The organism is Bradyrhizobium sp. CCBAU 51765 (genome assembly GCF_015291725.1).
Lineage (GTDB): Bacteria > Pseudomonadota > Alphaproteobacteria > Rhizobiales > Xanthobacteraceae > Bradyrhizobium > Bradyrhizobium liaoningense.
The window spans coordinates 8019266-8044811 of the sequence record NZ_CP030038.1 but is presented as its reverse complement, the minus strand read 5'-3'; the positions used below and the strand labels follow the sequence as shown (position 1 = coordinate 8044811).

Annotated in this window: 25 protein-coding genes; 12 read left to right on the top strand and 13 right to left on the bottom strand. The window is 65.1% G+C overall.

Annotated features, from left to right (window positions below):
* Nucleotides 1-34 precede the first annotated feature (34 nt).
* Nucleotides 35-391, top strand: a complete 357-nt coding sequence (gene queD / locus XH96_RS37305; RefSeq protein WP_194390244.1) for a 6-carboxytetrahydropterin synthase QueD — start codon at nt 35-37, stop codon at nt 389-391.
* Nucleotides 392-520: 129 nt separating this feature from the next.
* Here queD and XH96_RS37300 read toward each other — a convergent pair whose 3' ends face one another.
* Together XH96_RS37300 and XH96_RS37295 are read right to left on the bottom strand one after the other, a co-directional pair.
* Nucleotides 521-1270 carry an SDR family oxidoreductase gene (locus XH96_RS37300; RefSeq protein WP_194390243.1) on the bottom strand — a complete coding sequence of 250 codons (750 nt, stop codon included), beginning with the start codon at nt 1268-1270 and terminating at the stop codon, nt 521-523.
* A 109-nt stretch (nt 1271-1379) separates the two neighbouring features.
* On the bottom strand, nt 1380-2294 hold the full coding sequence (locus XH96_RS37295; RefSeq protein ID WP_194390242.1) for an AraC family transcriptional regulator: 915 nt from the start codon (nt 2292-2294) through the stop codon (nt 1380-1382).
* 123 nt (nt 2295-2417) lie between these two features.
* Between XH96_RS37295 and XH96_RS37290 the strand changes: the two genes are divergently transcribed.
* The gene (locus XH96_RS37290) at nt 2418-3320 is read left to right on the top strand and encodes a hypothetical protein (protein ID WP_194390241.1); all 903 of its coding nucleotides are present in this window, start codon (nt 2418-2420) and stop codon (nt 3318-3320) included.
* Nucleotides 3321-3402: 82 nt separating this feature from the next.
* Here XH96_RS37290 and XH96_RS37285 read toward each other — a convergent pair whose 3' ends face one another.
* The 3 genes from XH96_RS37285 to XH96_RS37275 form a co-directional block, all read right to left on the bottom strand.
* Nucleotides 3403-4194: a phytanoyl-CoA dioxygenase family protein gene (locus XH96_RS37285; RefSeq protein ID WP_194390240.1), complete on the bottom strand. Its 792-nt coding sequence runs from the start codon at nt 4192-4194 to the stop codon at nt 3403-3405.
* 239 nt (nt 4195-4433) lie between these two features.
* Entirely contained in the window at nt 4434-4814 is a 381-nt protein-coding gene (locus XH96_RS37280; protein WP_194390239.1) for a BA14K family protein, read from the bottom strand.
* Between the two features lie 136 nt (nt 4815-4950).
* Nucleotides 4951-5277: a hypothetical protein gene (locus XH96_RS37275; protein ID WP_194390238.1), complete on the bottom strand. Its 327-nt coding sequence runs from the start codon at nt 5275-5277 to the stop codon at nt 4951-4953.
* A 339-nt stretch (nt 5278-5616) separates the two neighbouring features.
* Between XH96_RS37275 and XH96_RS37270 the strand changes: the two genes are divergently transcribed.
* Complete coding sequence (locus tag XH96_RS37270; protein ID WP_194390237.1) at nt 5617-6282, top strand: class I SAM-dependent methyltransferase; 666 nt, start codon at nt 5617-5619, stop codon at nt 6280-6282.
* A gap of 13 nt (nt 6283-6295) precedes the next feature.
* On the top strand, nt 6296-7339 hold the full coding sequence (locus XH96_RS37265) for a zinc-binding dehydrogenase (protein WP_194390236.1): 1044 nt from the start codon (nt 6296-6298) through the stop codon (nt 7337-7339).
* A 143-nt stretch (nt 7340-7482) separates the two neighbouring features.
* Here the strand turns inward: XH96_RS37265 and XH96_RS37260 are convergent, their stop codons facing one another.
* On the bottom strand, nt 7483-8700 hold the full coding sequence (locus XH96_RS37260; protein WP_194394404.1) for an MFS transporter: 1218 nt from the start codon (nt 8698-8700) through the stop codon (nt 7483-7485).
* A gap of 156 nt (nt 8701-8856) precedes the next feature.
* On the opposite strand from XH96_RS37260, the gene XH96_RS37255 reads away from it, so the two are divergent.
* Entirely contained in the window at nt 8857-9489 is a 633-nt protein-coding gene (locus XH96_RS37255) for a LysR family transcriptional regulator (protein ID WP_246789888.1), read from the top strand.
* Between the two features lie 4 nt (nt 9490-9493).
* Here the strand turns inward: XH96_RS37255 and XH96_RS37250 are convergent, their stop codons facing one another.
* Nucleotides 9494-10357: a LysR family transcriptional regulator gene (locus tag XH96_RS37250; protein ID WP_194394403.1), complete on the bottom strand. Its 864-nt coding sequence runs from the start codon at nt 10355-10357 to the stop codon at nt 9494-9496.
* Nucleotides 10358-10454: 97 nt separating this feature from the next.
* Between XH96_RS37250 and XH96_RS37245 the strand changes: the two genes are divergently transcribed.
* The 5 genes from XH96_RS37245 to XH96_RS37225 all read left to right on the top strand — a co-directional run bounded on the left by XH96_RS37245 (nt 10455) and on the right by XH96_RS37225 (nt 18662).
* A complete protein-coding gene (locus XH96_RS37245) occupies nt 10455-11765 on the top strand; it encodes an aspartate aminotransferase family protein (RefSeq protein ID WP_194390235.1) in 1311 nt (436 codons plus the stop codon).
* A gap of 17 nt (nt 11766-11782) precedes the next feature.
* A complete protein-coding gene (locus XH96_RS37240) occupies nt 11783-13393 on the top strand; it encodes a gamma-glutamyltransferase family protein (RefSeq protein ID WP_194390234.1) in 1611 nt (536 codons plus the stop codon).
* A 187-nt stretch (nt 13394-13580) separates the two neighbouring features.
* Nucleotides 13581-15725, top strand: coding sequence for an exopolysaccharide transport family protein (locus XH96_RS37235; protein ID WP_194390233.1), 2145 nt, complete (start codon nt 13581-13583; stop codon nt 15723-15725).
* A gap of 163 nt (nt 15726-15888) precedes the next feature.
* On the top strand, nt 15889-17142 hold the full coding sequence (locus XH96_RS37230) for a diguanylate cyclase (protein ID WP_194390232.1): 1254 nt from the start codon (nt 15889-15891) through the stop codon (nt 17140-17142).
* Nucleotides 17143-17342: 200 nt separating this feature from the next.
* Nucleotides 17343-18662: an aminotransferase class V-fold PLP-dependent enzyme gene (locus tag XH96_RS37225; RefSeq protein WP_194390231.1), complete on the top strand. Its 1320-nt coding sequence runs from the start codon at nt 17343-17345 to the stop codon at nt 18660-18662.
* 97 nt (nt 18663-18759) lie between these two features.
* On the opposite strand, the gene XH96_RS37220 is transcribed toward XH96_RS37225, so the two are convergent.
* The 3 genes from XH96_RS37220 to XH96_RS37210 all read right to left on the bottom strand — a co-directional run bounded on the left by XH96_RS37220 (nt 18760) and on the right by XH96_RS37210 (nt 21303).
* Nucleotides 18760-19221: a DUF2846 domain-containing protein gene (locus tag XH96_RS37220; RefSeq protein ID WP_028176331.1), complete on the bottom strand. Its 462-nt coding sequence runs from the start codon at nt 19219-19221 to the stop codon at nt 18760-18762.
* A 99-nt stretch (nt 19222-19320) separates the two neighbouring features.
* Entirely contained in the window at nt 19321-20343 is a 1023-nt protein-coding gene (locus XH96_RS37215; protein ID WP_194390230.1) for an LLM class flavin-dependent oxidoreductase, read from the bottom strand.
* A 30-nt stretch (nt 20344-20373) separates the two neighbouring features.
* Nucleotides 20374-21303: a LysR family transcriptional regulator gene (locus tag XH96_RS37210; protein WP_194390229.1), complete on the bottom strand. Its 930-nt coding sequence runs from the start codon at nt 21301-21303 to the stop codon at nt 20374-20376.
* A gap of 102 nt (nt 21304-21405) precedes the next feature.
* Here XH96_RS37210 and styA point away from each other — a divergent pair, with 102 nt between their 5' ends.
* Both styA and styB read left to right on the top strand, forming a co-directional pair.
* Nucleotides 21406-22656, top strand: coding sequence for a styrene monooxygenase subunit StyA (gene styA / locus XH96_RS37205; protein ID WP_194390228.1), 1251 nt, complete (start codon nt 21406-21408; stop codon nt 22654-22656).
* Between the two features lie 24 nt (nt 22657-22680).
* Entirely contained in the window at nt 22681-23166 is a 486-nt protein-coding gene (gene styB / locus XH96_RS37200) for a styrene monooxygenase NADH-dependent flavin reductase subunit StyB (RefSeq protein ID WP_194390227.1), read from the top strand.
* Nucleotides 23167-23182: 16 nt separating this feature from the next.
* Here styB and XH96_RS37195 read toward each other — a convergent pair whose 3' ends face one another.
* From XH96_RS37195 to XH96_RS37185, 3 genes are all read right to left on the bottom strand, one after another.
* A complete protein-coding gene (locus XH96_RS37195) occupies nt 23183-23866 on the bottom strand; it encodes a class I SAM-dependent methyltransferase (RefSeq protein ID WP_194390226.1) in 684 nt (227 codons plus the stop codon).
* A 26-nt stretch (nt 23867-23892) separates the two neighbouring features.
* Nucleotides 23893-24351, bottom strand: a complete 459-nt coding sequence (locus XH96_RS37190; protein WP_194390225.1) for an Rrf2 family transcriptional regulator — start codon at nt 24349-24351, stop codon at nt 23893-23895.
* 112 nt (nt 24352-24463) lie between these two features.
* Nucleotides 24464-25402 carry an acetamidase/formamidase family protein gene (locus XH96_RS37185; RefSeq protein ID WP_194390224.1) on the bottom strand — a complete coding sequence of 313 codons (939 nt, stop codon included), beginning with the start codon at nt 25400-25402 and terminating at the stop codon, nt 24464-24466.
* Between the last annotated feature and the right edge of the window lie 144 nt (nt 25403-25546).

The following is a 25546-nucleotide window of genomic DNA, read 5'->3' as shown; positions in this document are numbered from 1 at the left end:
CGAGACCGGATGGCCACGCCGTGTGGGGAGCTGGATGAGGATATCGCAGGCGTTCAAGTTCGAGGCGGCGCATCGGCTGCCAAACGTGCCCGAAACTCACCGGTGCAGCCGGCTGCATGGCCATTCCTATCGGGTCGAGGTCCAGCTGGATGGTCCGGTGGACCCGCACACCGGCTTCGTTGCGGACTTCTTCGATATCGAAAAATGCTTCGCCGACATCATGGGCGCGCTGGACCACCAATGCCTGAATGAGGTCGAAGGACTCGAGAATCCAACCGCCGAGAACATCGCGGTCTGGATCTGGGACCGGCTGAAGCCGAGCCTTCAGCAACTGTGGGCGGTCCGCGTCTATGAAACAGCGGATTGTTGGGCCGAATATAACGGGCAGTGACGACGGCCCTGCGTTGCGTCCGGCAAGTTCGCGTCTCCGAATGGAAACGATGATCGAGAACAGCCGGCACCGGCGTGAGAACCAATGCCGCGCTGCGACTGGCATGTGTAATCGACAGGCCGTTTGAGCTTACCCCTGACGGGCTTCATAGAGCGCCACCGCGTCGGCACCGCCCGGAAACTGGAGCCGGTTGGACGTGTCGTGAACGGCGGCCCAGATGGCCTCGGCGACATCGGTTTCCTTTGTCGTCATGGCAGGGTGGGCGAAGGCCTCGAAGATGGGGGCCGCGAAACCAACATAGGCAGGCGGAATCAGATCCTCGATCCGTATGTCCGTATTCTGCGCGAAGCGGGTCGTCGGGGCATAACCTGGTTCCACCAGCCTGGCGCGGACATTGAAATAGCCAAGCTCATGCGCGAGCGAGCCGGTGAAGCCCTCGATCGCCTGCTTGCTGGCCGTATAGGCGGCCGCTAGCGGCATGGCGGCCAACGTCACGCTTGAGGTCACGTTGACGATCATGCCGGACCGGCGTTCGCGCATCTGCGGAATCACGCCCTGGCACATCGCCATGACGCCGAACGTGTTGGTGGCGAAGACCTTGCGGATATGCGCCATTGGCGTCGCCTCAAATGCGCCGACAACGCCGATGCCGGCATTATTGACCAGCACGTCGATCGGCCCGGCCGATGCGACGGTTGCCGCGATGCTTTCGTCGCTCGTCACGTCGAGCGGCACGAGACGCAGCCTCGGTGACGCAGGAAAAAGACTGGCGTCGGGGCGCCGCATCGTGGCGATGACATTCCAGCCCTTGTCGAGGAAATGCAGCGCCGTTTCCAGGCCGTAGCCAGAGGATGTGCCGGTAATCAGGATCGTTTGCATGGGGACCATCATTCATTTCGGATGGTCCTTTGATAGGCTTGGTCTTCGAGACGATCTATAATCTATGGTCTATTTATATTGTTCAATCGTCCAGATTGGTGCTTTGGTCTCAGGCGTGATCGCTGCTGCCGTTGATCCGGGCAAATTGCCCCGGCGGACAGCCGAGCCGCTTGCGAAAGGCGGTGCTGAAGGCGCTAGCGGATTCGTAGCCGATGTCGTCGGCGATCCGGTCGAGCGTCTTTGTCCCGCGCAATAGCGCGTCTTTCGCCAGCGCCATCCGCCATCGGGCGAGATATTCGATCGGGCCGCAGCTGAGCACCGCGCCAAACCGCGCGGCAAAGGCGGAACGCGATTGGCCGGCGATGCGCGCAAGGCTGGCCACCGTCCAGTCGGCGCGCACATCAGCATGCATGGCCGCAAGGACCCGTGCCAAAGCCGGATCTCGCATGCCATGCAGAAGACCGGCGCGGTCCTCATCCATCGTCGTGCCATGCGAGCGAAGGGCCTCGATAAGAAGAACTTCCAACATGCGCTGGAGGATCATGTCCTTGCCGGGTTCATTGCCACGGCATTCCTCTGCGATGAGATTGATCAGCCGGCCGAGCCGCACCGATCGCCCCTCGGGCGGCGGCACATGGATCATGCGCGGCAACAGGGCGAGCAGCAGCGGCGCATTCGCCGTTTCGATGCAAAACGTGCCGCCCAGCGCCTCGAAATCCGCTTCACCCTCCTGCTCGCCATGACGAACAGGTACATCCATCGGATCTCGCGGCGTCCCGGCCATGCCGGGATGACTGCTAAGGGTGAAGGCTGGCGTGGTGGGCAGAAGCAGGAAGGCCCCTGTCTCGAGCTTCAGCGGGGGCTCACCGTCAAATGCAATCCAGCATTCACCTCTCAGAATGATCGTAAAGCCGGGGGCGTCGTGGGCGGCATAGCGCACGGCCCAAGCACCCCGACCAGAGATGGGTTTGGAAATCGCCGTGCTTGGCCGAAGCAGGGCAATCACATCGCTGAGTGGGTCCACTTGGACGATCCATAGATTGTTCGGCTTTCCTATTATCAATCGTCCAGATGATTAAGTACAGTTCTCGAACTGACGACGAAAACGTCCGGCGCGGCGGGCCAATTCGGTAGTAGGTACCGTCCCATGCGCACGATCGGCCGCCTGTTCTCCTCCCTCGCCCTCTTCCTTGCCATCGCAGCCGCCCCGGTGCTTCCCGCACGCGGGGCCGAAACCTGCCCGTTCATCAGCGCGAAAGAGCTCGCCGCTGCGATGCCGGCGCTCAAATGGTCGTTGATTTCAAATCAGGACGGCCGCGGCTGCATCTACCGGGCCGGGCGCGGCGACACGATGATGCTGACCGTGTTCCGCAATCCCGACAAGGACCGCGCCAGGGAATTGTACGCGACCTTCGTCAAGACTCTCGGCGAGCGCATGAAGCTGAGCGCAGTGGCTGACATCGGTGAGGAAGGGCAGGGCGGAACGAGCGCGGCGGGCGCGGAGCGCCAGGAGGCCTCGGTCGTCGCTCTGGCCGGCGACTACATCCTGCAGATCAGCGTCTATCCGGTCGGCCGGCGCGCCGACGATGCGCTGCTCGGACCCGTCACCGAAGCCGCACGCATTGCCATCGCAAGCGTGAGCAAGAGCAGCGAGCGGTTCGGCAATTGCGAGTGGCTCACGGCCGCCGATGCCGACGGCTTTCTCGACAACGGCGCGCTGACGGTGCAGCGCACCGGCGCCGACAGCTGCATGATGTTCGATCGCGAGGCCAACACCATGACCGTCGCGGTGATCGCGACCTCGCGCGACACCGCCGCCGGCATGATGAAGCGCGCGGGGCCATGCAAGCACGTGGCGATCCCTGAGCTCGGCAGCGAAGCCTTCGGCGAGCATTCCTGCACCAAGGGCAACGGCAACGCCGTCAACATCTATGTCTGGAAGAACGGCAGGCAGGCTTCGATCCTGTTCGCGCCGGTCAAGCCGCATCCGGAGTCCGGTTCGGTCGAGCGCCTGAAGGCGGTTGCCGCGCGGGTGTATGGGAAGCTGTGACGGCGTCGCGCCGACCCCCGAGTGCTTTGCTTTGCAGGATCAGAACGTGATCAATCCGGGCTCGGTCCCGGATGTCCTCCGCCTACACCGTCAGCCCGCAGGCCTGCCGGATCGCGATCTGAACCGGCGAAGGTGGCAACGCCGGATCGAACTCACCCTTCGGCAACAGCGGAGGCTGTGCCATGAAGCGCGGCCGTTTCCCGCGATGAGGTTGCGCGGCATGAACCAGGAACGGATGGCACAGATAGACGCTGCCTGCCGCGCCGGTCGCCAGTTCAACCTCGCAATCCGCCGTCGAGGCGTAGTTCTCGGCAGAGAGCTGCCGGAGCGTCGCGCCTGCCTCGCCGTAGGGCAGCAGCTCCCGCGCGATGGCAGCGTGCGAGCCTTTCCGGATCCTCGTGGGTGCATCGTCCGGGCCAACATCCGAGAACAGGAAGAGCATCAGCAATGCGCGTCCCCTGCTCTTCACATTGGCACGCCATTCCATGAAATCCGGATCGGTGGTGCCGAAGCTCATGTCCACGTGCCAGCCATCATCACCAGGGGATTCGGCCGAGGAAAAGCGGATCGGAAAGGTCCCGAGGCCGCTCGGCGCAAGCCAGCGCCCTTCGCCCACGAGTTGATCGTAGGCTCGGTGCAGGGACGGCGCATTCGCGGCTTCAACGAATGGGGGCGAAGCCTTGGATCCCACTCGGACAACGGGCTGCGTCCAGTTTTCGGGGTGGTCCGGCGACAGACCAATATCCGCCCACAGCTCGTCCCTGCATTGCTCTGCAAGCCGGGTGCTGAAGGCATTCTCGATCTTGACGAAACCGTCGTTGATGAAGTTCTGGACCTGACGGGGCGTCAGGCCAACCTGTTCGGTCTTGGGCATTGCACATTCTCCGCTCGGCTACCGCATCAAGCGCAGCCGGTTGATCCGATTGGCGCAGATGCGCCGGAACGACTCTTTGCCGTTCAGATCAGCGGGAAGAATGTGGACGTGAACATCATGATCGAAACGTATAGCGCGGCGGAGTGCGAAATCAAGACACGTCCGCCGCTTCGCGAGTGCATGCCGAGTGTCGGCAGCCTCTCGCTGTGCGATGAGGCTGCCGCAAGCTCATGCGCGCGTCACGGGCAGGGGTGACGCAGACCGTCGTTGCCCAGATAGGTCCCCGAGCCGGGATCGTAGGAGCGATAGCGCTGCGCGCAGTAGGAGGCGGCATTGGATTGAGCCTGGCTGTTGGCGATTGCGCCGCCGATGATCGCGCCCGCTGCGAGGCCGCCGAGTACGGCTGCGCCGGTGCCGTAATGGCCGTGATGGTGCCTGTGGCCGTAGCCATGCCTATATCCGTATCCATGTCCGTACCCATGCCGGTACTGCACCTGCTGCACGCCTGAGTCGGGACCGGGATTGCCGATCGGCAGCGGCGCCGCAAGCACCGGCGAGGCAGCCGTCGAGAGCATCGCTCCGGCGGCCGCGAGGACGACGAAAGTTTTACGCATTGTCATGTCGCGCTCCATATTGTCGAGGGTAGAGCAACGGCGGGTTGCCCACTCGGTTCCATCCGCGCAAGGCGAGCGCCAGAAGGCCGCGGAAAATGAACTCTCCCGAGGATGCAGGCGGAACAATATGGAGCTGAGCCTTTCACTGCAGGCCCCGCTCATCGATCAGAATGCGGTGGATCTCGATGCGTTCCGGCAGCTCGATCAGGAATTCCGCGTCGCGCGCGAGATGATGGACCTTGGTCGGCTCGCCCCTGGTGAAGGCCGTCATGGCCTCGATGTCCGGCCAATAGGAGATGGTCGTGAACCAGGTCTCCTCGGCACGGTCCTCGCGCAACTGCTGCACACCGAGCGCGGTCTTCAGCAGCGGCGGAATGCCCTCGGCCTGCAGATAGGCCTGGTAGGCGTCAGCAAGGTCGCGGCGGGTCCGGCCGCGCCAGATGCGGGCGATGGTCGGTTTGGTCGGCATGGTGGGCTCCCTTGCGGCAATGACGAATATCCTGGGCGCGGGATCGGCAATCCTTCTCTTCAGCAAGAACGCGATGTTCGCATTCTGGTTGCATGCGCTTCGACGTCATGTTTTCCGGCGGCCGCACCGGGAGCCTGGTGCCGGTCGCCCGCGATGTGCCGCAGCCTCTCCGTGTTCGGCGGCGGATCGGCGCCGCCGCAGCGGCATGATTCGCCGGTCATTGATCTGAAACAATGATGGCGCGCGGGCCAGATGCTAGGGCGAGTCGCAGATCACGGCGCAAGGCTCCCCAGGCCAGTACAAGACAATCTCCGCACCGTGATGGAATCCGAGGGCTCGATGGGACGACTACTGAATATTGTGACGCCGCTGCATACGGCGACCAAGCGCGACTACATGGCCCGCATGAACGACGACAAGATCGCCTGCTCGCTGAAAGCGCGGGAATACGAGGCCGATTACTGGGATGGCGACCGCCGCTTCGGCTATGGCGGCTACCGCTTCATCGAGGGGCGCTGGGCGCCGGTCGCCAAGGCGCTGATCGAGACCTATGGTCTGAAGGATGGGTCGAGCGTGCTCGATGTCGGCTGCGGCAAGGGCTTCCTGCTTTACGAAATGCAGAAGATCCTGCCCGGCTTGAAGGTCGTCGGCTTCGATATCTCCCGGCACGGTCTCGAACATGCGCACGAGCGGGTGAAACCGTACCTCTTCAACTATCGCGCCCAGAACGTCTATCCCTATGGCGACGACAGTTTCGATCTTGTCATCTCGCTCGGCACCCTGCACAATCTCAGGTTGTATGAGCTCGATGCGGCGGTCAAGGAGATCGAGCGGGTCGGGAAGAACAAGTACATCATGGTCGAGGGCTACCGGAACGTCGCCGAAATGCACAACCTCGAATGCTGGGCGCTGACGGCGGAGTCCATCCTGCATACGTCGGAATGGATCTGGCTGTACGGCAAGCTCGGCTACACCGGCGATTACGAATTCATCTATTTCGAGTGACCGGGCGCTGCTGATGGATATCAAGACTGCCAAGGCGGCCATTCTCGTCGAATCCGGCAAGCCGCTGGTCGTCGACGAGTTCACCCTGCCTGATACGCTCGAACACGGCCAGGTGCTTGCGCATGTGCACACCTCGAGCATCTGCGGCGCGCAGATCAACGAGATCGACGCCGTCAAAGGCGTCGACAAGTTCCTGCCGCACCTTTTGGGGCACGAGGCGCTGGCGACCATCGTCGAAACCGGCCCCGGTGTCGTCTCCTGCAAGCAGGGCGACACCGTTGTCATGCACTGGCGGCCGGGCAAGGGCATCCAGTCCAACACGCCGGCCTATTCCTGGCGCGGCAAGCGTCTCAATGCGGGCTGGGTCACCACCTTCAATGAATATGCCGTGGTCTCGGAGAACCGCGTCACGCCCGTTCCCGCTTCGATCGACCGCACCAGCGCGCCGCTGCTCGGCTGCGCGGTGACGACCGCGCTCGGCGTCGTCAATAACGATGCGCAGATCGCCATCGGCGAAGCTGTCGTGGTGTTCGGCGTCGGCGGCGTTGGATTGAACATCGTGCAATTCGCCGCGATGGTCGGCGCCTGGCCCGTGATCGCGATCGACCGCCTCGACAACAAGCTGGCGATGGCGAGGGATTTCGGCGCCACCCACACCATCAACTCCGAGGCGGTGAAGGATGTGGCCGCCGAGGTTCGCTCCATCACGGGGGTCGACGGACCCGACAAGGTCGTCGAGACCACCGGCGTCAAGAATCTGATCGAGCTTGCCTACGAGATCACGGCGAAGAAAGGCCGCTGCATCCTTGTCGGTGTTCCCCGCGAGAAGGCCGAAATCTACACGCTGCCCTTGCACTTCGAGAAGGTGCTGAAGGGCTCGGAAGGCGGGCAATGCCAGCCCGCGCGCGATATCCCGCGCCTGGTTCGCCTCAGCGATGCCGGCAAGGTGAGCTACCGCGGCATCGTGACCCACGAGTTCGCGCTCGACGACATCAACGACGCACTGGATTTGATGCGCAGCGGCACATCGGGACGGATCCTGCTCAACATCAGCTGAGCGCGGCGGCGAGGTCGCAGGGCCATTCCCGTCCTCCCTCAGCGGTCTAGGGAATCGCAGATTCGCGAATATGCAAAGCTCTCGCAAGCGGGAGAGGTTGCACCGAGCCCGCGGCAATCGATCCAACCTAAGACCATTCTGTTCTAGGCGGCCGCGCACGTGCCGATAACACGCCGGCGCTGGCGCTCCAGCAGCCAGGCTGCGATCGCCATGTTCACGATATTCCAGGCGATGCCGTTGATCAGCGCGGAAGCGTAGGAGCCGGTCCAGTCGTAGATCGCACCGGCCATCCAGCCTCCCAGCGCCATGCCGGCGAGAGTGACCGAGATGGCGAGGCTGACGCGAAAGCCGGCCTCCTGCGCCGGGAACAGCTCACGGATGATCACCGCATAGCTCGGCACGATGCCACCCTGCGCCAGGCCGAAGACGGCGGAAATCACGTAAAGCGAGACCAGGCCGTCGAACGGCAGATAAAGCGCGAGTGCCACGGCCTGCATTGCCGAGCCCAGCAGCAAGGTCGGCAGGCCGCCGATGAGGTTCAACACCCAGCCGAAGATCAGCCGGCTCGCGACGCCAAAGCCGAGCATGACCGCCAGCATCTCGGCGCCGCGCGCCGCGCCGTAGCCGAGGTCGCCGCAATAGGAGACCAGGTGCACCTGCGGCATCGACATGGCGACGCAGCAGCACATCCCGGCAAGGGCGAGCAGGCCCTGCGTGGCCCCCGGAGAAAGGCCTATGGCCTGCATCGTGTTGCCGCTGCTCGCGGCTGCGCGCGTCGCCTTGTGGAACGCCGGCCGCCGCAGCAGAACCAGGGAGAGTGGCAGCATCGTTGCGAGGCAGAACAGGCCGATGCCGATATGGGTCTGCCGCCAGCCGTGTGCGGCGATGGCATGCTGGACGACGGGCGGCCAGACCACTCCGGCCAGGGAGCTGCCGGCCGTCGCCAGGGAAACGGCGAGGCCGCGATGCCTGTCGAACCACAGCGAGGCATCGGCCACCAGGGGCGCGAAGCTCGCCGCGCCGCCGAGGCCGATCGTGAGGCCGCAGATGGTCGCGAAGACGGACAGGCTCGGAGCAAAGGCTGTGAGCACGTAGCCGAGGCTCATCAGGATCGTGCCGCCGGCCAGGGGCGGCAGGATGCCGAAGCGATCCGCCAACCGGCCGACGATGATCCCGCCGATCATGAAGCCGATGATGGCGAGCGTGTAGGGCAAGGTCGCCTCGGCGCGAGGCGCATCGAAATCGGCCTGCACCGCCGGCAAGGCGACGATCAGGGACCACATCCCGACGCAGCCCAATGTGCTGAGGATGATGGAGGCGGCGAGACGAATCCAGGAATAGGAATTTTCGATCGACGGCATGTCAGGCGGCACTGGGGCAGGTTTCCTCGGACTGCTTGGAGGTTGGCCCCGGGGGTATCGCCTGCCGTCAGCGGTGACAAAGCAGGATTTCTCTTTTGTCGCGCGAACGAAACTCATGCATCTTTCCGAACCTTCCTGCATCGTCCGGAGCCGGCCATGACGTATCTGCTGCCGCCACTCAATGCCCTGCGCGCCTTCGAGGCCGCGGCGCGCCATCTCAGCTTCAAGCAGGCCGCTCACGAGCTGCACGTCACGGCGGGCGCCGTCAGCCAGCAAGTCCGCCTGCTGGAGGAGCGGCTGGGCGTGCAGCTGTTCGAGCGACGGACGCGGCAGATCATCCTGACGTCCGGTGGCGAAACCTATCTGGCGCGGGTGCGTCAGGCGTTTCGCGGCCTCGCCGAGGCCACTGCCGAGCTCAAGCCCGAGGGCGTCACCAGCTTGCTGCATATCGGGCTCCACGCGAGCTTTGCCGTCGATGGGTTGCGGGCGCGTCTTTCACGATTCCGCAGGGCCCAGCCCCAGATCGCCGTTCGCATCAGCCAGCCGGCCGGGCTGCACGAACTGCTCGAAGGCAAGGTCGACGTCGTGATCGCCGACCGGGTGCAGCGCCATCCAGGCTACAGGTGTGAGCCTCTGGACAGCGGCTTCCTGATCGGCCCGCTCGGCACCGCCGATTGTCCGGAGATCGAGACGCTGCGGTCCTGCCTGCTTGGCCATGTCGAGCTCGGGCCTCCGGCCAAGACCAAGGCGCCGTCGCCGCCCAAGGACGCGAACATCGAGGTGCAATAGCTCACTAATCGATCTCCGCCTTGGTCTTCAGTCCGGGCAACACGGTGCGGACGTGCTCGGCCAGCGTCATCGCCAGCAGCGATGGCCTCGCCTCCGAGAATTCGAGCGCGATGCCGATGGTCGGAAGCAGTGGCAGTCCGGCCGAGACGACGTGAAGATCGAACGGAACGGCGGTTCGTGTCAGGACGCTGATCGCATGACCGGATCGCGCGATCGCGATCAGTCCGGCGAGGCTGTTGCTCGCGTAGGCGACCCTGTAGCGCCGATTGACCGCGTCCATCGCGGCGCAGGCGGCGCGGTAGTCCAGGCTCATCGGCGCCGCCAGCGCCAGCGGCAGCACATCCTGCGTCAGTATTTTCGGCTCGGCCTCGTTCGCGACCCAGACGAAGCGCTCCTCGCGGATCACCTCGCGCGCTCCGGCATCGGACAGCGAGACCAGCGCCATGTCGATCTGGCGCCGCACCAGCATCGGGCGCAGTTCGGAGGTCGGTGCGCAGACCATGCGCAGCTCGACATTGGGATGCAGCGCGCAGAACCCCTTCAGCAGCGCCGGCAGGAAAGCGATCGAATAGTCCTCCGGGCAGCCGAGGCTCAGCGTCCCCTTCAGACTCTCGCCGCTCATGTCGGCGAGAATCTCGTCGTGCTGCGCCAGCAGCGTCTCGGCGTGGGCGAGCAGTTTCTCGCCGGCCGCGGTCAGCCTCATGCCGGATCCGCTGCGGTGAAACAGCGGCTGCGTGATCGTCTGTTCCAGCCGTTGCATCTGCATGCTGAGCGCGGACTGTGTCCGGCCAATCTGCAAGGCCGCCAGGCTGATCGAGCCGGTGCGGGCCACGACGACGAAATTCCTCAGAAGCGTGAGATCCAGCATCGACATCAGGAAGATTGATATCCAGATTGAATTATATCAATTAGCCTGAAGTCAAATTCTTGACTAGAGGTCAGACGTCCAAGCGCAGGTGGCTGTCATGACCTTGAATGCCGATCCCGATTTCTGGGCCTCCGCCAACACACATCTGACCCGCTACGGGCCGAGTTTCGAGCCCGTCATCATTGAGCGTGCGGCCGGCAGTTTCGTCTACGACGCCGACGGACGCGCCATTCTCGACTTCACCTCGGGTCAGATGAGCGCCGTGCTCGGGCACACGCATCCCGACATCGTCGCCACGGTCGCACGGCAAATGGGTGCGGTTGCTCATCTCTTCAGCGGCATGCTCTCGCGTCCGGTGGTGACGCTGGCCGAGCGTCTCGCTGCGCTTGCGCCCGGTCTCGACCGCGTGCAGCTGCTGACGACAGGCGCGGAAGTCAATGAAGCGGCGATCCGGATGGCCAAGCTCGTCACCGGCAGGCACGAAATCGTCGCCTTTGCGCAAAGCTGGCACGGCATGACCGGCGCGGCGGCGTCGGCGACCTACAGCGCGGGCCGGCGCGGCTATGGACCGGCCGCGGTCGGATCGTTCGTCATTCCCGCGCCGAACGCCTATCGGCCGCGCTTCAGGAACGTCGACGGCAGCAACGACTGGCAGACCGAGCTGGACGATGCGTTCGCACTGATCGACAGCCAGTCGACCGGCAATCTGGCGGCCTTCATCGCCGAGCCGATCCTCTCCAGCGGCGGCATACTGGAACTGCCGCTTGGCTATCTCGCCGCCTTGAAGCAAAAATGCGAGCAGCGCGGCATGCTGCTGATCCTCGACGAAGCTCAGACCGGAATCGGACGCACCGGGCACATGTTTGCCTTCGAGCGCGACGGCGTGGTGCCCGATATTCTCACGCTGTCGAAGACGCTCGGCGCCGGCCTGCCGCTCGCCGCGGTCATGACGACAAAGGCCATCGAGCAGACCGCGTTCGAGCGCGGCTTCCTGTTCTACACCACGCATGTCTCCGATCCCTTGCCCGCCGCGATCGGCGTCACGGTGCTCGACGTGGTCGCGCGCGACGGGTTGGTGGCGCAGGCGACCGCCAGGGGCGACCGGCTCCGGCATGGATTGCTGTCGTTGCAACAAAGGTTCGAATGCGTCGGCGACGTCAGGGGCCGCGGACTTCTGCTCGGTCTCGAAATCGTCGTCGACCGGCAGTCCAAGACGCCGGGGTTTGAACTCGGCGCGCGGATCATGGAGGAGACCATGCGTCGCGGTCTCAGCATGAACATCGTCAAGTTGCCCAGCATGGGCGGCGTCTTCCGCATCGCGCCGCCGCTCACGGTATCCGAGGCCGAAATCGATCGCGGTCTCGAGATCATGTCGGAGGCGATCCAGGCTGCTGCGACGGCGCACTGACCGGAAGGCCTGACCGGATGCAACTCGCCAGGACATATGGGCGTCCGACGCTGTTCTCGCGGCATGGCATGGTCGCCGCCGCGCATCCGCTCGCGGCACAGGCCGGTGCACGAATCCTGATGCAGGGCGGCAATGCGTTCGATGCGGCCGTCGCCACGGCGGCCGCCCTCAACGTGGTCGAGCCGTTCATGTCGGGGCTTGCCGGGTTTGGACTGGCCACCGTCTGGGTCGCAAGCGAGCAGCGCGTTCGCGTGCTCGACTTCGCGCCGCCGATGCCCGCAAGCTTCCCGGTCGGCAGATACACCAGCAGATTCGAGCTCGAGCGCGGTCCGCAGGCGGCCTCGACGCCCGGCAATCTCGCGGGCTGGTGCGAGCTGCTCTCGCGGTATGGACGCAAATCGCTTCCAGACGTCTTTGCGCCGGCGATCACGCTGGCGCGCGACGGCTTTGCGCTCTCGGATTTCGGTGTCGATGAGATCAACGAGCAGGTGCCGCTGCTCGACCCCTGGCCGGAGCTGCACGCCGCGCTGGTCAGGAACTATCTCCTGGATGGAATGCCGGTGAAGCTCGGCAGCATCGTCGCGCAGCCTGATCTCGCGCAGACTCTTGCCGAGATCTCCGAATTGGGGCCAGAGCATCTGTATGGCGGCAAGCTCGGCCGGCGGATCGTGGACTATCTCGCCACGCTCGGCGGCAGCCTGACGCTGGACGATGTCATCGCCGTCAAGCCGCATTGGTTCGATCCCCTGACCGTGTCCTATCGGGGGCTCGAGCTTCACGTCCCGGCGCAGCAATGCGGCGGCTTCCAGTTCGCCCTGACCCTCAAGATCCTTGAAGGCTTTGACCTCGGGCGTCTGCCGAAGGACGGCGCCGATCATCTCGATACGGTCTATCGCGCGATCCGTCTCGCGGCCGGCGAGCGCATCGCCCGTGGCAATCCGGGACCGGATCAAGCCGCTGGAGCAATGTCCGACGCGACGATCGCGCGGCTTCGCCAGCGTGTCAGCGACGGCCGGCCGATCACGGGCCCGACAGAGCAATGGATGCCTCAGGATCGTGCCGATCCCGGCCACACCACCTCGTTCTCGATCGCCGACGCCGAAGGCAATCTGGTCTGCATTACGCAAAGTCTCGGCAGCCCGTTCGGCAGCGGCGTCGTGGTGCCGGGGACGGGCGTTTGCCTCAACAATCATCTGCATTGGGCCGACGTGCAGCCGGGAAGCCCGAACCTCGCCAGGCCGGGCGACGCGTTGCCGGTGACGCTGGCACCGTCGATTGCGACGCGCGGCAGCCGTCCGGTGCTCGGGCTGGGGACGCCCGGCAGCTACGGCATCCCGCAAACCCAGGCCCAGGCTTATGTGCAGCACATCGAGTTCGGCCTTCCGCTGCAGCAGGCGATCGAGGCGCCGCGTTCACGGCTGTTGGACGGCCGCTTCATTCAGGCAGAGAACCGCATCGCGCCGGAGACCATCGCCGAACTGAAGCGCCGGGGCCACGAGATCGAGATTTTGGACACCGGATGGACCATGCTCTGCGGAGGCATGCAGGCCGTCGCGCTCGATCCGGTAACCGGCGTGATGACGGGCGCTGCCGATCCCCGGCGGGACGGTTATGTCATCGGCTTGTGAGCGGTCGCACATCGAGAAGAGCGCAGGCAGGCGCCGCCGATGCGCGCCGCGGCCTGAATGGCTGGCCGCGTCTCGTTAACGAATCGTTCACCGCCCAAGCCCAGCCCAGCCGTAACCGCCGGTTAACCATGGATATTTACGGTGCGGCAAGCCTCCAGGCCTGTCAGTTGATTTCGAGTCCAACCCCATGGCGTTCGGTCGAAGCGCATCTCCGCGAAGCATCGCCCCGACGGAGCAAGCGGCTTCGTGGGAAGCGCCGCGGGCTGCGAAGGTGAAGCCTGACGGCACCGGGCCCGCCCTGATCAAGGGATCGCTGACCGCCTTCGGTACACTCTCCTTTCTGCGCGAGAACGGCCGGCGCATTCTGACGCTGGCCGCGGCGCTGTTCGCCCTCGGCATCGTCGTCCTGGTGGTTCTTCCGGTCCGCTACGCCGCGACGGCCCTGGTGGTGCTCGATCCCCGCGAGCTGCGCGTGACCTCGGATCAGGAGGTGCTGCCGGGCATCGGCCAGGATGCCGCGGCGCTTCAGAGCCAGATCGAGATCGCAAAATCCGACGGCTTTCTCCGTCCCCTGATCGAGCAGCTCAAGATCGCGGACGACGAGGATGTCGCCGGCGGTTATACCGACATGACGCGCCTGCTCGAAAGATTCCGCAACCGCCTCGAGATCACCCGCCGCGGGCTCACTTACGTCATTGCGATTTCCTTCACCTCGAACCGCCCCGAGCGCGCCGCTTACTACGCCAATGCGATCGCCGAGGCATTCGTTGCCAGCCAGGGCCGTGTTCGCACCGAGGCAACCGACGAGGCCGCCGACTGGCTCAAGGACCGGTTGAAGGCGCTGAACGAGCGCCTGCGCGCCTCGGAAGATGCCGTTGCCGCGTTCCGGCTCGAGCACAACATCGTCAATGCCGGCAAGGAATCCACCACGCAGCAATTGCGGGTGACCGATCTGACCCAGCAGGTCTCCGCCGCCCGCGCGCGCACCGAGGAAGCGAAGGCGCGCTACGAGCAGGTGCAACGCGACCTCAAGGCCAATGTCGAAGGGCCGGTGAAGCAGGATCTGCTGAGCATGCTGCGCGCGCAGCGCTCGACCTTGAATGACCAGATCGCGCAGAAGAAGGCGGTGTATGGCGATCGCCATCCCGACCTCGCGATCTCCTACAGCCAGCTCGCCGACATCAACCGGCAGATCGAGATCGAGCGGAAGAAGAACATCGACACGGCCAAGTCCGAATATGAGGCCCAGCGCGAGCAGCAGAACGCGCTGGAGAAGCAGCTCAAGGCCGTCGAGACGAAGATGCTGGTCGACGGCCAGGCTCTCGTGAAGCTGCAGGAGCTGCAGCGCGACGCCGACGCCAACAGGAACATCTACGAGCAGTTCCTGTCGAGGTTCAAGACGACCAGCGAGCAGCGTCAGCTGCAGGCGTCCCAGACCAAGGTCGCCTCGATCGCCATTCCGCCGGTGCGCTCGACGCGTCCGCCGCTCGCCCTGCTGCTCGCGGCGCTGGCGATCGGCTCGCTGTTGACGTCGACCGGCGCCGTTGCGGTGATGACGAGCGTGTCCGCCGACGAGCCCGCGTCCGTTCGGGCGCCAGCATCTGTGGATGCCGAGGAGGCACCCAACCGGCAAGCCCAGCCACCGCCCGCCGCCGTGCCCCGGCCCGAGCCGATGCCCAGCCTTCCTGTCTGGGTTCGTATCCCTGAGCTGGCATCCGGAGCCGGGATCAGCACCGTCTGGCAAAAACCGGTTGCCACCTCGGCCGAGCTCGATGTCGGCACTCATCTGCGGCCGCTGCTCGAACGCATCGACCGCGTGCCGGTGCGCGGCTGCAAGGTCGCGCTGGTGTTGTCGGTCGGCAAGAGCGCCGGCGGCAACACGGTTGCGCGCTCCCTCAATCGCGCCGCCGTGAATCGGGGCATGATGAGCGTGCTGATCCGCCTCCAGCCGGAATTCGCAAGTCACCAGCCGCCGGTGACCGAATGGCACGACGGTTCGACCACGGCGGGCCTTCAATCGATCGAGGAGCTGCTGAGCGCCGGCCGAAAGCCCGATGCGAAGCCCGAGGACGACATTCGTTCGGAGTTCGACCTGATCATCGTCCACGCCGGCAATCTCGCTTTGCAGCCCGACGCCATCGCCCTGGCCGCGCATGCGGACCTGATCGTCTTGGTGGCGCGCGCCGGCGAGCTCGGTTCGGCCGCGATGCGCAGGGTGACCGCGGCGCTGTCAAAACATGCGGCGGTGCCGACCGGCCTCGTCGTCAATCATGTGCCCGCCGGTTCAGTGGCGCCTCAGCCCGAGGGTGGCGCATTGGGCCTTGCGGTTTGACGATGACGGCGTTGCGCCGTGGTCTGCTGGTCGCGGCGATGCTGCTGTCTGCCAGACTGTGACGCAGCTCGGCGCCGCCACGGCCGTTACCACCGCGTTTACCAATCATCGCAAGCAAATCGTAGCGGCGGCTTGGTATAGCGCCGGCGACAGGGTGAGAACCATGCCGCTGCTCTATGTCCCGACGATCTACGTGCTGATGCTGGCCGTCATGGTGCTGCTCGGTGCGCTGACGGTTTTCGCGTGGCTGCAAAATCGCGCGGTTCGCGCCCTTGGCTGGTGGGGCGGCGCCGTGCTGGTCATGGCAGCCGCGCTTGGCCTGCTCTGCCTGCGCGGCGTGATCCCGGATGTCTACTCGGTCGATCTCGCCTACGTCGTCCTGTTCACGGCCTGCGCTCTGATGCTGGAGGGGGCGCGTTGCTTCGAAGGCCGGCGGGCGAGCCCGTTTCTCCTGCTCGCCGGCGCGGTGACATGGATCGCAGTCTGCCAGGTCCCGGCGCTGTACGAGTCCGCCACGGCGCGCATGATCGTCGTCTCGGCGGCCATGGGCTTCTATTCGCTCGGCTGCGCCTACGTGCTGTGGACCGGCCGCGCGGAGCCGCTGCTGTCGCGATGGCCGCTGATCGTGCTGACCGCGCTCGGCGGTGGCCTGTTTCTCGTGCGCATTCCGCTCGCCGTGGCGCATCCGCTCGCCGCGGCGCCGGTCACGAGCTTCGAGGCGCTGCAGTCGTTCTGGTTCGCGATCGTAAGCACGTTTACCCTGCTCTTCATCATCGCCATCAGCTATCTGTTTCTTGCGCTCACCAAGGAACGGAGCGAGCTCGTGCACAAGCGCGCCTCGATGACGGACGCGCTGACCGGTCTCGCCAACCGCCGCGCCTTCCTGGAATTCGCCGAGCGATGCCTGAAAGCGCCCGCAAACGGGACGATCGCGTTCCTGCTGTTCGATCTCGACCTGTTTAAATCGATCAACGACACCCATGGCCATGCGATGGGCGACCGCGTGCTGCGCTTGTTCGCGCAGACACTGTCCGCCTCTCTGCCGCGAGGCGGCGTTGCGGGCCGGCTCGGCGGCGAGGAGTTCGCCGCGATCCTCAAGGGGCCGGACCGGCAGGCGGCGATCGCTGCCGCCGAGCGCGTCCGCGAGAGCTTCGCGGCGGCCGCGCGTGTCATGGACGGTGTTGCGGTCGCAGCCACGGTCAGCGTCGGCCTCGCACATGCGGATAGCGCGCCCGCCGGCATCGAGGCCTTATGCGAACGCGCCGACAAGGCGCTCTACACGGCGAAGGCGCTCGGCCGCAATCGGGTCGAGAGCGCGGTGGACGACCTTGTTCCGCTCGTGCCGGACGCGTCTGCAGACCGTCTGATCCCGTCCTCTCAAGACGCGCGAGCCGCAACGAAGCAGGCGGCAGCCTGATCCTGCAATCTGCTTTGCTCGATCATCGCATTGTCATGCTCCGGTCATCTCAGCTGCATGGTCCGTTGCTTCTTTCCCGGCGCTCCGGAGCCTCTTCCGTTCCGATGACATCGGAACGGAGCTCTGGATGATTGCTTGACGCGTTTTCCTGACGCGAGCCGGACGTCAGCTCGCTCGGGAACGCTCTGGGGAGAGCTGACATGCAACTGATCAAGACGATTTCGGCCGACCGCCGGCTGGTCCTCAAGGGCCTCGCGGCAGCAGCCGTGGTGCCGCTTGCGGCACCGGCGATGGCGGCTGAAGGCCTTCCGGCGCAGCCGACCGGCTCGATGGCCGCTGTCGCCACCGACAAGGCCTATTGGGCGGCTGTGAAGGGGCTCTATGCCGTCACGCCTGATGTCGTCAATCTCGAGAACGGCTATTGGGGCATCATGGCCGAGCCTGTCAGGCGCGAGTTCATCCGCCAGTCCGACATGGTCAACTATCAGAACACCTATTACGCGCGGCTGCGTGCGGGGACGGATTTCGAGGCCGTGCGCGCCAGGGTGGCGGAGGCGGTCGGCGCGCTGCCCGAGGAGATCGCGCTGACCCGCGGCGCGACCGAAGCGCTTCAGCTCCTCATCGGCGGCTACAACAGGCTGAAGCCCGGCGACGGCGTGCTCTATGCCGATCTCGACTATGATTCGATGCAGTATGCGATGAACGCGCTGAAGGCGCGCCGCGGCGTCGACGTAGTCAAGTTCGACGTGCCGGAGTCCGCCACCCGCCAGGCGGTGCTCGACGCCTACGCCCGTGCCATCGAGGCGAACCCGAAGACGAGACTTCTCCTCCTGACCCATGTCGGCCACCGCACCGGCTTCGTCATGCCGGTCGCCGAGATCGCCCCCATGGCGAAGGCCAAGGGCATCGACGTCATCGTCGACGCCGCCCATTCCTGGGGACAGATCGACTTCCGGGTGGGCGAGCTCGACGCCGATTTCGTCGGGTTCAACCTGCACAAATGGATCGGCGCCCCGCTCGGCGTGGGCTTCCTCTACATCAGGAAGGACCGCCTCGCGGCCATCGATCGCGACATGGGCGACGAGGATTTTCCGGACAGCGACATCCGCTCGCGGGTGCATACCGGCACGGTCAATTTCGCCACGGTGCTGACGGTGCCGACGGCCGTGGCGCTGCATCAGCAGATCGGCGCGGCGGCCAAGCAGGCCCGCCTGCGTTATTTGCGCGACTACTGGGTGAGCCGCGTCCGCGGCTTCAAGGACATCGAGATTCTGACGCCGGATGAAGCCGGCTCATATGGCGCGATCACGTCCTTCCGCCTCGCCGGCAAGACCAGCAAGGTCGACAACGAAGCCATCGTGGCGAAGCTTCGGGACAGCTACAAGATCATGACGGTGCGCCGGGCCGGCGTCGCCAAAGGCCAATGCATCCGCGTGACGCCCGCTCTCTACACTGACGAGGCCGACCTCGACCGCTTCGTCGAGGCGCTGGCCGTCATCACCGGCACGAAGACGGGGTGAGACTGGCGGATAGCAAACCAAACTTGAGAGCAGTCTCGTGCGGCCATTCGAGACGCCCGCTGAAGCGGGCTCCTCAGGAAACGCGGAGCGTCTCAGATCAAGCCTTGCCACATGAGCTGTTGCTCTGATGCAAGCTGGCCACGTCGGCACGGCCCTGGCTTTCCGTGACCTGGATCAACGTGATTGCGCCGGGCGTGACGATTCCCATCTGCGGTTGGGCGGAGAGGTAGGTGGTGCTGCCGGCACGCAGATCGAGGCTCACCTTCTCACTTCCTTGCCCGAACAGGTTGCTGCTCAGTGGAAGATTGTTGACTGCAACCTCGTGGCGGCCCGGAGGCAGCTCGCAGGCGACGAACCCCGCAGCCTGACTGCCGCCAATGACGCGTCCATCGACCGCATAGCTTGGCTGGACTGCAAAACCCAGGGCGGATGAGCGATAGACCACCAGCCGTGCGGTTTTTGCATTGACGTTATCTGTCAGAGCCGCGCTGCCCATCGGCCCTGACGCACACCCCGCAAGCAAGAAAGCCGCAACGAAGATTCCCGGACGCAAGCCCATCCCCAACCCCTGATTCAGTCCAACAGTCCCCAAGGGATCATTGGCGGGGGTGGTGCACGAAGTCAATCGCGACTTCTGGTCGTGCCGCGCCGGTCCATGTCACCGCCACCCCAGCGCCGGCGCCACGTGCGTCAGGATCGCCTCGATCGCATGCGCGCAATAGGCGACGCCAAGCTGGTTCGGGATCGTCAGCAGCAAGGTATCGGCTTCGGCGATGGCCTCGTCCTGGCGGAGTTGCTCGATCAGCACATCCGGCTCGGCGGCATAGGAGCGGCCGAAGATGGCCCGGGTCTGCGGGTCGATGAAGCCGATCTGGTCTTCGCCGCCGCGCTCTCCGCCGAAATAGTCGCGGTCGCGATCGTTCATCAGCGCAAAGATGCTGCGGCTGACGGACACGCGCGGCTCTCGGGTGTGGCCGGCCTCTTTCCATGCCGCGCGAAAGCTTCGGATCTGAGCGGCCTGCTGCACATGGAAAGGTTCGCCGGTCTCGTCGTTCTTCAGCGTCGAGCTCTGCAGGTTCATGCCGAGCTTCGCCGCCCACACCGCGGTCGCGTTCGAGCCGGCGCCCCACCAGATGCGTTCGCGCAGGCCTTGCGCATGCGGCTCCAGGCGCAACAGGCCCGGCGGGTTCGGAAACATCGGCTGCGGATTAGGCTGGGCAAAACCTTCGCCGCGAAGCAGGTCGAGGAAGACCTCCGCATGGCGCCTGCCCATGTCGGCATCGCTCTGGCCCTCGGCCGGCTGATAGCCGAAATAGCGCCAGCCGTCGATCACCTGCTCCGGCGAGCCGCGGCTGATGCCGAGCTGCAGCCGGCCGCCGGCGATGAGATCGGCGCTGCCTGCGTCCTCCACCATGTAGAGCGGGTTCTCATAGCGCATGTCGATCACGGCCGTGCCGATCTCGATCCTGCTGGTCCTGGCGCCGACGGCCGCAAGCAGCGGGAAGGGCGAGGCCAGCTGCCGCGCGAAGTGGTGGACGCGGAAATAGGCGCCGTCTGCGCCGAGCTGCTCCGCAGCAACGGCAAGCTCGATCGATTGCAGCAGCGTGTCGCCGGCGGAGCGGGTCTGCGATTGCGGCGAGGGCGTCCAGTGCCCGAAGGAGAGGAATCCGATCTTTTTCATGGGCGTCATTTAATGACGCACGGGACGGCGTCAACCGTCTGCACGGATGCCGGTGCCCTGCGGCCAGGACATTGCGAAATGTTCGGCGCGCTCCACGAGGAGATCCAGGAAGGTTCGCGCGCGTGGCGACATCCACTGCGTCTCCGGATAGACCGCGTGCAGCGGCAGCGCCGCGATCGTGTAGTCCGGCAGCACATGTTCGAGCTCGCCGCTGCGAAGGCCGTCCGCGGCATTCCAGTCGGGCAGGACCGCGATGCCGAGATGATGCATCGTCGCCTCCTGCATCGCATCGGCATCGTCGACATGAATGGGTCCGTTGATGGACGCGACGTGACGGCCGTGCTCGGATTCGAAGGCCCATTGATGCGCCGGCGACATCCTGGAATAGACGATGCACTGGTGCGAACCGAGATCGTCGGGCGTCCGCGGCATCGGGCGGCCGTGCAGATAGGTGGGCGTCGCAACCAGGTAGCGCTGCACGGTGCCGAGCCGGCGGGCGACCAGCGTGCTCGCCTCCAGGTTACCGATCCTCAGGGCAATTTCGATGCCCTCCTCCACCAGATTGACGAACCGCTCGCTGAAGCGGATGTCGACCCGAACCTCCGGATAGTGACGCACATATTCGGCGATGACGGGCATCATGTAGCGCCGCCCGAACGACGAGGGCACGCCGATCCGCAGCGTGCCGGTCGGGCGGGGCGCCGCCTGCTCGACGCTCGACCGCGCCATGTCGAAATTGTCGAGGATCTGCCGCGCGAGATCGTAGATCCGGTGCGCCTCGGCCGTCGGCTTGAGCGTGCGCGTCGTGCGCGAGAACAGCTGCGTGCCGAACTCGCTCTCCAGCATCGCGATGCGCTTGCTGATCGCGGGCTGGCCAATGCCGAGCTCCTTGGCCGCCGCCGAGAAGCTGCCGCCTTCGAGGGTGCGAACGAAAGCGCGCAGGCAATCGATCCGGTCCATAATTCATTCCGATCCGGAATAAATGATATCCCATATATTCCGTAGTGCGCAACAGGTCGGGCCGCTAGGCTCCCTCAAAACAAGCAATCGGGGGGGAGTCACGTGGCAAGCCATATCGGAATTGTCGGCGCCGGCATCGCCGGCCTGCATCTCGCGCTCTACCTGCAAAAGCATGGCGTGGACGTCACGGTCATCACCGACCGGCCGCCCGAGGACTACCGCAACATCCGGCTGCTCAACACCGTCGCGCATCACCACGTGACGCTCGCACGCGAGGGCTATCTCGGCGTCAATCACTGGCCCGATCCGAAAGACCATTACTACTACCACGACCACGTCTTCAATTTTCCGCAGCCGCTGCGCTTTCGCGGCGACTTCTCCAAGCCAAGCCGCGCCGTCGATTACCGGATCTATCTTCCCGCCCTGATGCAGGACTTCACGACGCGCGGCGGCAGGCTCGAATATCGCCGCATCGAGGAGCGCGACATCCGTTCGCTGGTCGCGCGCTTCGACCTCCTGGTCGTCTCCACCGGCAAGGGGCCGCTGGGCCAGCTGTTCACCTACCGGCCGGAGCACACGCCCTATTCGCAGCCGCAGCGGCGGCTGTGCGTCGGGCTCTACACCGGCGTGCGGCAGCCCGATCCCATGAACGTCACGCTTTCGGTCTCTCCCGGGCATGGCGAGATGATCGTGATCCCGACCATTACGTTCGGCGGGATTGCCAACGCGCTGCTGATGGAGAATGTCCCTGGTGGCGACATGGAGGAGCTGGCGACGCTCAGCTACGACGACAACCCGAAGCACTTCCTGAAGGTATTGCTGGGCAAGCTGGAGAAGCATCACCCGACCACTTACGACCGCATCGATACCGCCCGCTTCGATCTCGCGCAGCCGCAGGATCTGCTGCAAGGGGGCGTCGTCCCGACGGTGCGCAACACGGTGGTCGAATTCGACGACGGCAAATGCGCGATCGCGCTCGGCGACGTCCATGCCATCGTCGATCCCATGATGGGCCAGGGCGCCAATGTCGCCTCCTATGCGGCCTTCGTGCTCGGCGAAGAGATCGTCAACGCCGATGCGCTCGACGCGCGCCTCTGCGAGAAGATCGACCTGAAGCGGCAGGACCGCGTGCTGGCGGCCTCGCGCTGGACCAATGTGATGCTGCAGCCGCCGACGGAAGCGCTGGGCATGCTGATCGGCGCGATGAGCCAGAATCCGGCACTGGCGAACGAGTTCACGGAGAATTTCAACTATCCGGACCGGCAGTGGGACCGCATCTCCACGCCGCAGCGCATCCAGGCCTGGATCGAACGCATGTCGGCGCCGCCAGAGTCGGTCAGGGCGATTGCGTGAAGTTCGATGCAGTCAAGAAGCGACATGCCCCGCGTCAATCCCGCCTCGTTCCGCGAGGCCGCATCGCGCTTTGCGACCGGCGTCGCCGTGCTGACCGCGTTGGACGAGCACGGTTCTGTCTGTGGCATGACCGCGAACAGTTTCGTCACCGTCAGCCTTTCGCCACCAACCGTGCTGGTCTCCGTCATGCCCGGCCGCATGCTTCGGGCGATCTCGGCGACGGGACGTTACTGCGTCAACGTCCTGCCGGATCACGGCCGGAATCTGTCGCGGCATTTCGCGAGCCAGCCGAACACCGGCGCGGCACCGCATTACGAGATCGTTGACGGCCTGCCGCGCCTGTCCGGCTGCATGGCCTGGTTCGCCTGCGAGGTCACACGGCACGTCGAGGTCAGCGACCACACGCTCATCATCGCTGAAGTCTCGGGCTGCGACCACCGTGACTCCACGCCGCTGGTGTTCTTCTCGAGTCGGTATCATCTCGGCCCTGGCGTGCCGGTCGATCGCTGAGGAAGGCTGTGACGTCTCAGGCGTACGCCACCCAGCCGCGGAAGGCGAAACCGGTGTAGAACAGTGTCGGCTCGGAGAAGCCGGCCTCGCGCAAGATCGCCTCGTCCTGCGCGGGCGCCAGAATGCGCAGATGATTGGTGACAGCATCCTTCGCAGCCGCTGCCTGCTCGGGCTCGACGCCGGACGCCGCCAGGAACGCGGAGTACCGCGACAGCCATCGCGGACGTTCGGTCTCGCCATCCGGCGCGCTCAGATGCGCGATCACGAAGGCTGCGCCCGGCTTGAGGCGGCGGCGGACCTCCGAGGCGATGCGGCGGCGCTCGGCGACATCGACGAAGTGCAGGGTCAAGAGGCAGGTGGCCCCGTCGAACGGTCCCTCCGGGGCATCGTCGATATAGCCTTCGTGAAAGCGTGCGCGTGGCGCGAGCTCTCCCAGGGTCCGCCCGGCCAGCGCCAGCATCGCCGCGGACGGGTCGACGCCGTCGAAGCGCCAGCCGGGATGCGCCTGCGCAAACGTCTTCAGCTCCAGGCCGCCGCCGGCGCCGAGCACGAGGACCCGCGCATCGTCACGCGCGCGCTCGGCCAGCAGAATTGCCGTCATGGCCTGCATGGACTCATAGCCCGGCACGAAGCGCCGCGGCCCCTCCGTGTACCTCGCCACGAATTGCGGATCGGAGAATGCGGCTTGAATGTCGGTCATGATGGTGTCCCCGTGACTGGAGCCGTTCACGCGCGATGCGCGCTGATGTCGTGGATCTTGCGAGGCCCGAGCCGCTTGCGCAGGTCCTCGCCCAGCATCGCCAGCGTCACCTCGCCGAGGCGCCGCAGCAGAAGTGCCTCCGCATCGTGAAAGGCCTGGTCGAGCGCGGCATTGACCGCCTGCTCGACGAGGCAGCCGGGCGCCTCGGTCCGGTTGCCCATCGCCAGCAGCGACGGGCTGCCGAGCGCGGCATAGACGTCGCGCAGCGTCACCTTCGAGAGGTCGCAGGCGAGCATCCAGCCGCCGCCATGCCCCTTCTCGGAGCTCACGTAACCAAGGTCCCGCAGCCCCGCCATGATGCGCCGGATCACCACCGGATTGGTGTCCATCGCTCTGGCAAGAGTCTCGGATGTGAAGGGACCCGGCTGCTGCGCCATGTGGAGCAGCACGTGGAGCACGCCGGATAGGCGGGAGTCGCGTCTCATGTAACTTTATATGTTACATAATTGGGCGAAGGTCAAGCTGCTGGCGACGCATGGCGGGGACAGCGGCGATAGCCCGTGCTTTAAGACTGATTTTCGGTGCCTGGGCGGGCCGCTATAGCAGCGCCTTCGGCAACAGCATATGGATGCCCTTGTTGCCGTCGACGAGTTGCGTGACGCGCAGATTGCCAGCCAGCGAACACAACATGTAGGCCTCGTTGCGCGTTCGGTTCGTCCGTGCGCAGACATGCTTGACCATTTCCCGGACCGCCTGCTTGGCGGCATCGTCGAGATCCTCGTCGAGGCCGATCGACATGAGATGTGTCGCGCTCTCGGCAAAGGGCCATTTGATATCCATGTCCTTGCGCACGGTCAGGCGGAATGTCCCGGTCACGCCGGTCTCGAGCGCGGTGATGCAGACTTCGCCGTCGCCCTGCACGCCGTGGCCGTCGCCGGCGAAGAACAATGCGCCCTCGTTGAACACCGGCAGATACAGCGTTGTGCCGGCCCGCAGCTCCTTGTTGTCCATGTTGCCGCCGAACGAGCGCGGAACGGGGGAGCCGCAGCGGCCCCAACTCGGTGGCGGGGCAGTGGCGATGATGCCGAAAAAGGGAGCGAGTGGGATCTCAGTGCCCCACGGCATGATGCAGACCTCGCGCTTGCGGTCGATCCTGGGATGGATCGTTTCATAGTCCGTGAACTCGTCCGGCAGCGTTCCGAGCAAGGGAAGGACCGACACGAAGCCCCAGTCCTGGCGCACCTTGACGTCGAGGATGTCGACCTGGAGCGCATCGCCGACATTGGCACCGCGCACATGGATAGGCCCGGTAATGAAGTGAGGCCCCGGCCCGGGCTGCATGGTATCCAGGGCGAGCAGGTAGTCTTCGGGGACCAAAGACCGATCGTCCGGCAGCGTCTCCTTTCCTCCGGCCGGGAAGCTATGCAGTGTGACGCTGTCGCCGGAATTGACCTCGAGGACAGGCGGCGTGTTGCAGTCCAAATAGCCCCACACCATGTTTTCGGGCGTGGCGGGTATCTCGTGGCGGCGCTGCATTGGACAACTCCAGGCGTAGCGATTCGGCATTTTGGCTCCAAGAGCAATCCGCCCCGGATCGCCACGGCTGCGATCGGCAAAATCGTCCTCGGATATTCTAGGCGCCGGCAATCCTTCGGCTATACTGACCTCAGGCCCAGCGCG

Coding starts and splice junctions, on each gene's coding strand:
- queD (WP_194390244.1), top strand. CDS start 35: ATGAGGATATCGCAGGCGTTCAAGTTCGAGGCGGCGCATCGGCTGCCA.
- XH96_RS37225 (WP_194390231.1), top strand. CDS start 17,343: ATGCAACTGATCAAGACGATTTCGGCCGACCGCCGGCTGGTCCTCAAG.
- XH96_RS37190 (WP_194390225.1), bottom strand. CDS start 24,351: ATGAGACGCGACTCCCGCCTATCCGGCGTGCTCCACGTGCTGCTCCAC.
- XH96_RS37250 (WP_194394403.1), bottom strand. CDS start 10,357: ATGCTGGATCTCACGCTTCTGAGGAATTTCGTCGTCGTGGCCCGCACC.
- XH96_RS37220 (WP_028176331.1), bottom strand. CDS start 19,221: ATGGGCTTGCGTCCGGGAATCTTCGTTGCGGCTTTCTTGCTTGCGGGG.
- XH96_RS37300 (WP_194390243.1), bottom strand. CDS start 1,270: ATGCAAACGATCCTGATTACCGGCACATCCTCTGGCTACGGCCTGGAA.
- XH96_RS37285 (WP_194390240.1), bottom strand. CDS start 4,194: ATGCCCAAGACCGAACAGGTTGGCCTGACGCCCCGTCAGGTCCAGAAC.
- XH96_RS37235 (WP_194390233.1), top strand. CDS start 13,581: ATGGCGTTCGGTCGAAGCGCATCTCCGCGAAGCATCGCCCCGACGGAG.
- XH96_RS37270 (WP_194390237.1), top strand. CDS start 5,617: ATGGGACGACTACTGAATATTGTGACGCCGCTGCATACGGCGACCAAG.
- XH96_RS37195 (WP_194390226.1), bottom strand. CDS start 23,866: ATGACCGACATTCAAGCCGCATTCTCCGATCCGCAATTCGTGGCGAGG.
- XH96_RS37275 (WP_194390238.1), bottom strand. CDS start 5,277: ATGCCGACCAAACCGACCATCGCCCGCATCTGGCGCGGCCGGACCCGC.
- XH96_RS37260 (WP_194394404.1), bottom strand. CDS start 8,700: ATGCCGTCGATCGAAAATTCCTATTCCTGGATTCGTCTCGCCGCCTCC.
- XH96_RS37185 (WP_194390224.1), bottom strand. CDS start 25,402: ATGCAGCGCCGCCACGAGATACCCGCCACGCCCGAAAACATGGTGTGG.
- styB (WP_194390227.1), top strand. CDS start 22,681: ATGCCCCGCGTCAATCCCGCCTCGTTCCGCGAGGCCGCATCGCGCTTT.
- XH96_RS37240 (WP_194390234.1), top strand. CDS start 11,783: ATGCAACTCGCCAGGACATATGGGCGTCCGACGCTGTTCTCGCGGCAT.
- XH96_RS37210 (WP_194390229.1), bottom strand. CDS start 21,303: ATGGACCGGATCGATTGCCTGCGCGCTTTCGTTCGCACCCTCGAAGGC.
- XH96_RS37290 (WP_194390241.1), top strand. CDS start 2,418: ATGCGCACGATCGGCCGCCTGTTCTCCTCCCTCGCCCTCTTCCTTGCC.
- XH96_RS37280 (WP_194390239.1), bottom strand. CDS start 4,814: ATGACAATGCGTAAAACTTTCGTCGTCCTCGCGGCCGCCGGAGCGATG.
- XH96_RS37265 (WP_194390236.1), top strand. CDS start 6,296: ATGGATATCAAGACTGCCAAGGCGGCCATTCTCGTCGAATCCGGCAAG.
- XH96_RS37215 (WP_194390230.1), bottom strand. CDS start 20,343: ATGAAAAAGATCGGATTCCTCTCCTTCGGGCACTGGACGCCCTCGCCG.
- XH96_RS37245 (WP_194390235.1), top strand. CDS start 10,455: ATGACCTTGAATGCCGATCCCGATTTCTGGGCCTCCGCCAACACACAT.
- XH96_RS37230 (WP_194390232.1), top strand. CDS start 15,889: ATGCCGCTGCTCTATGTCCCGACGATCTACGTGCTGATGCTGGCCGTC.
- XH96_RS37255 (WP_246789888.1), top strand. CDS start 8,857: ATGACGTATCTGCTGCCGCCACTCAATGCCCTGCGCGCCTTCGAGGCC.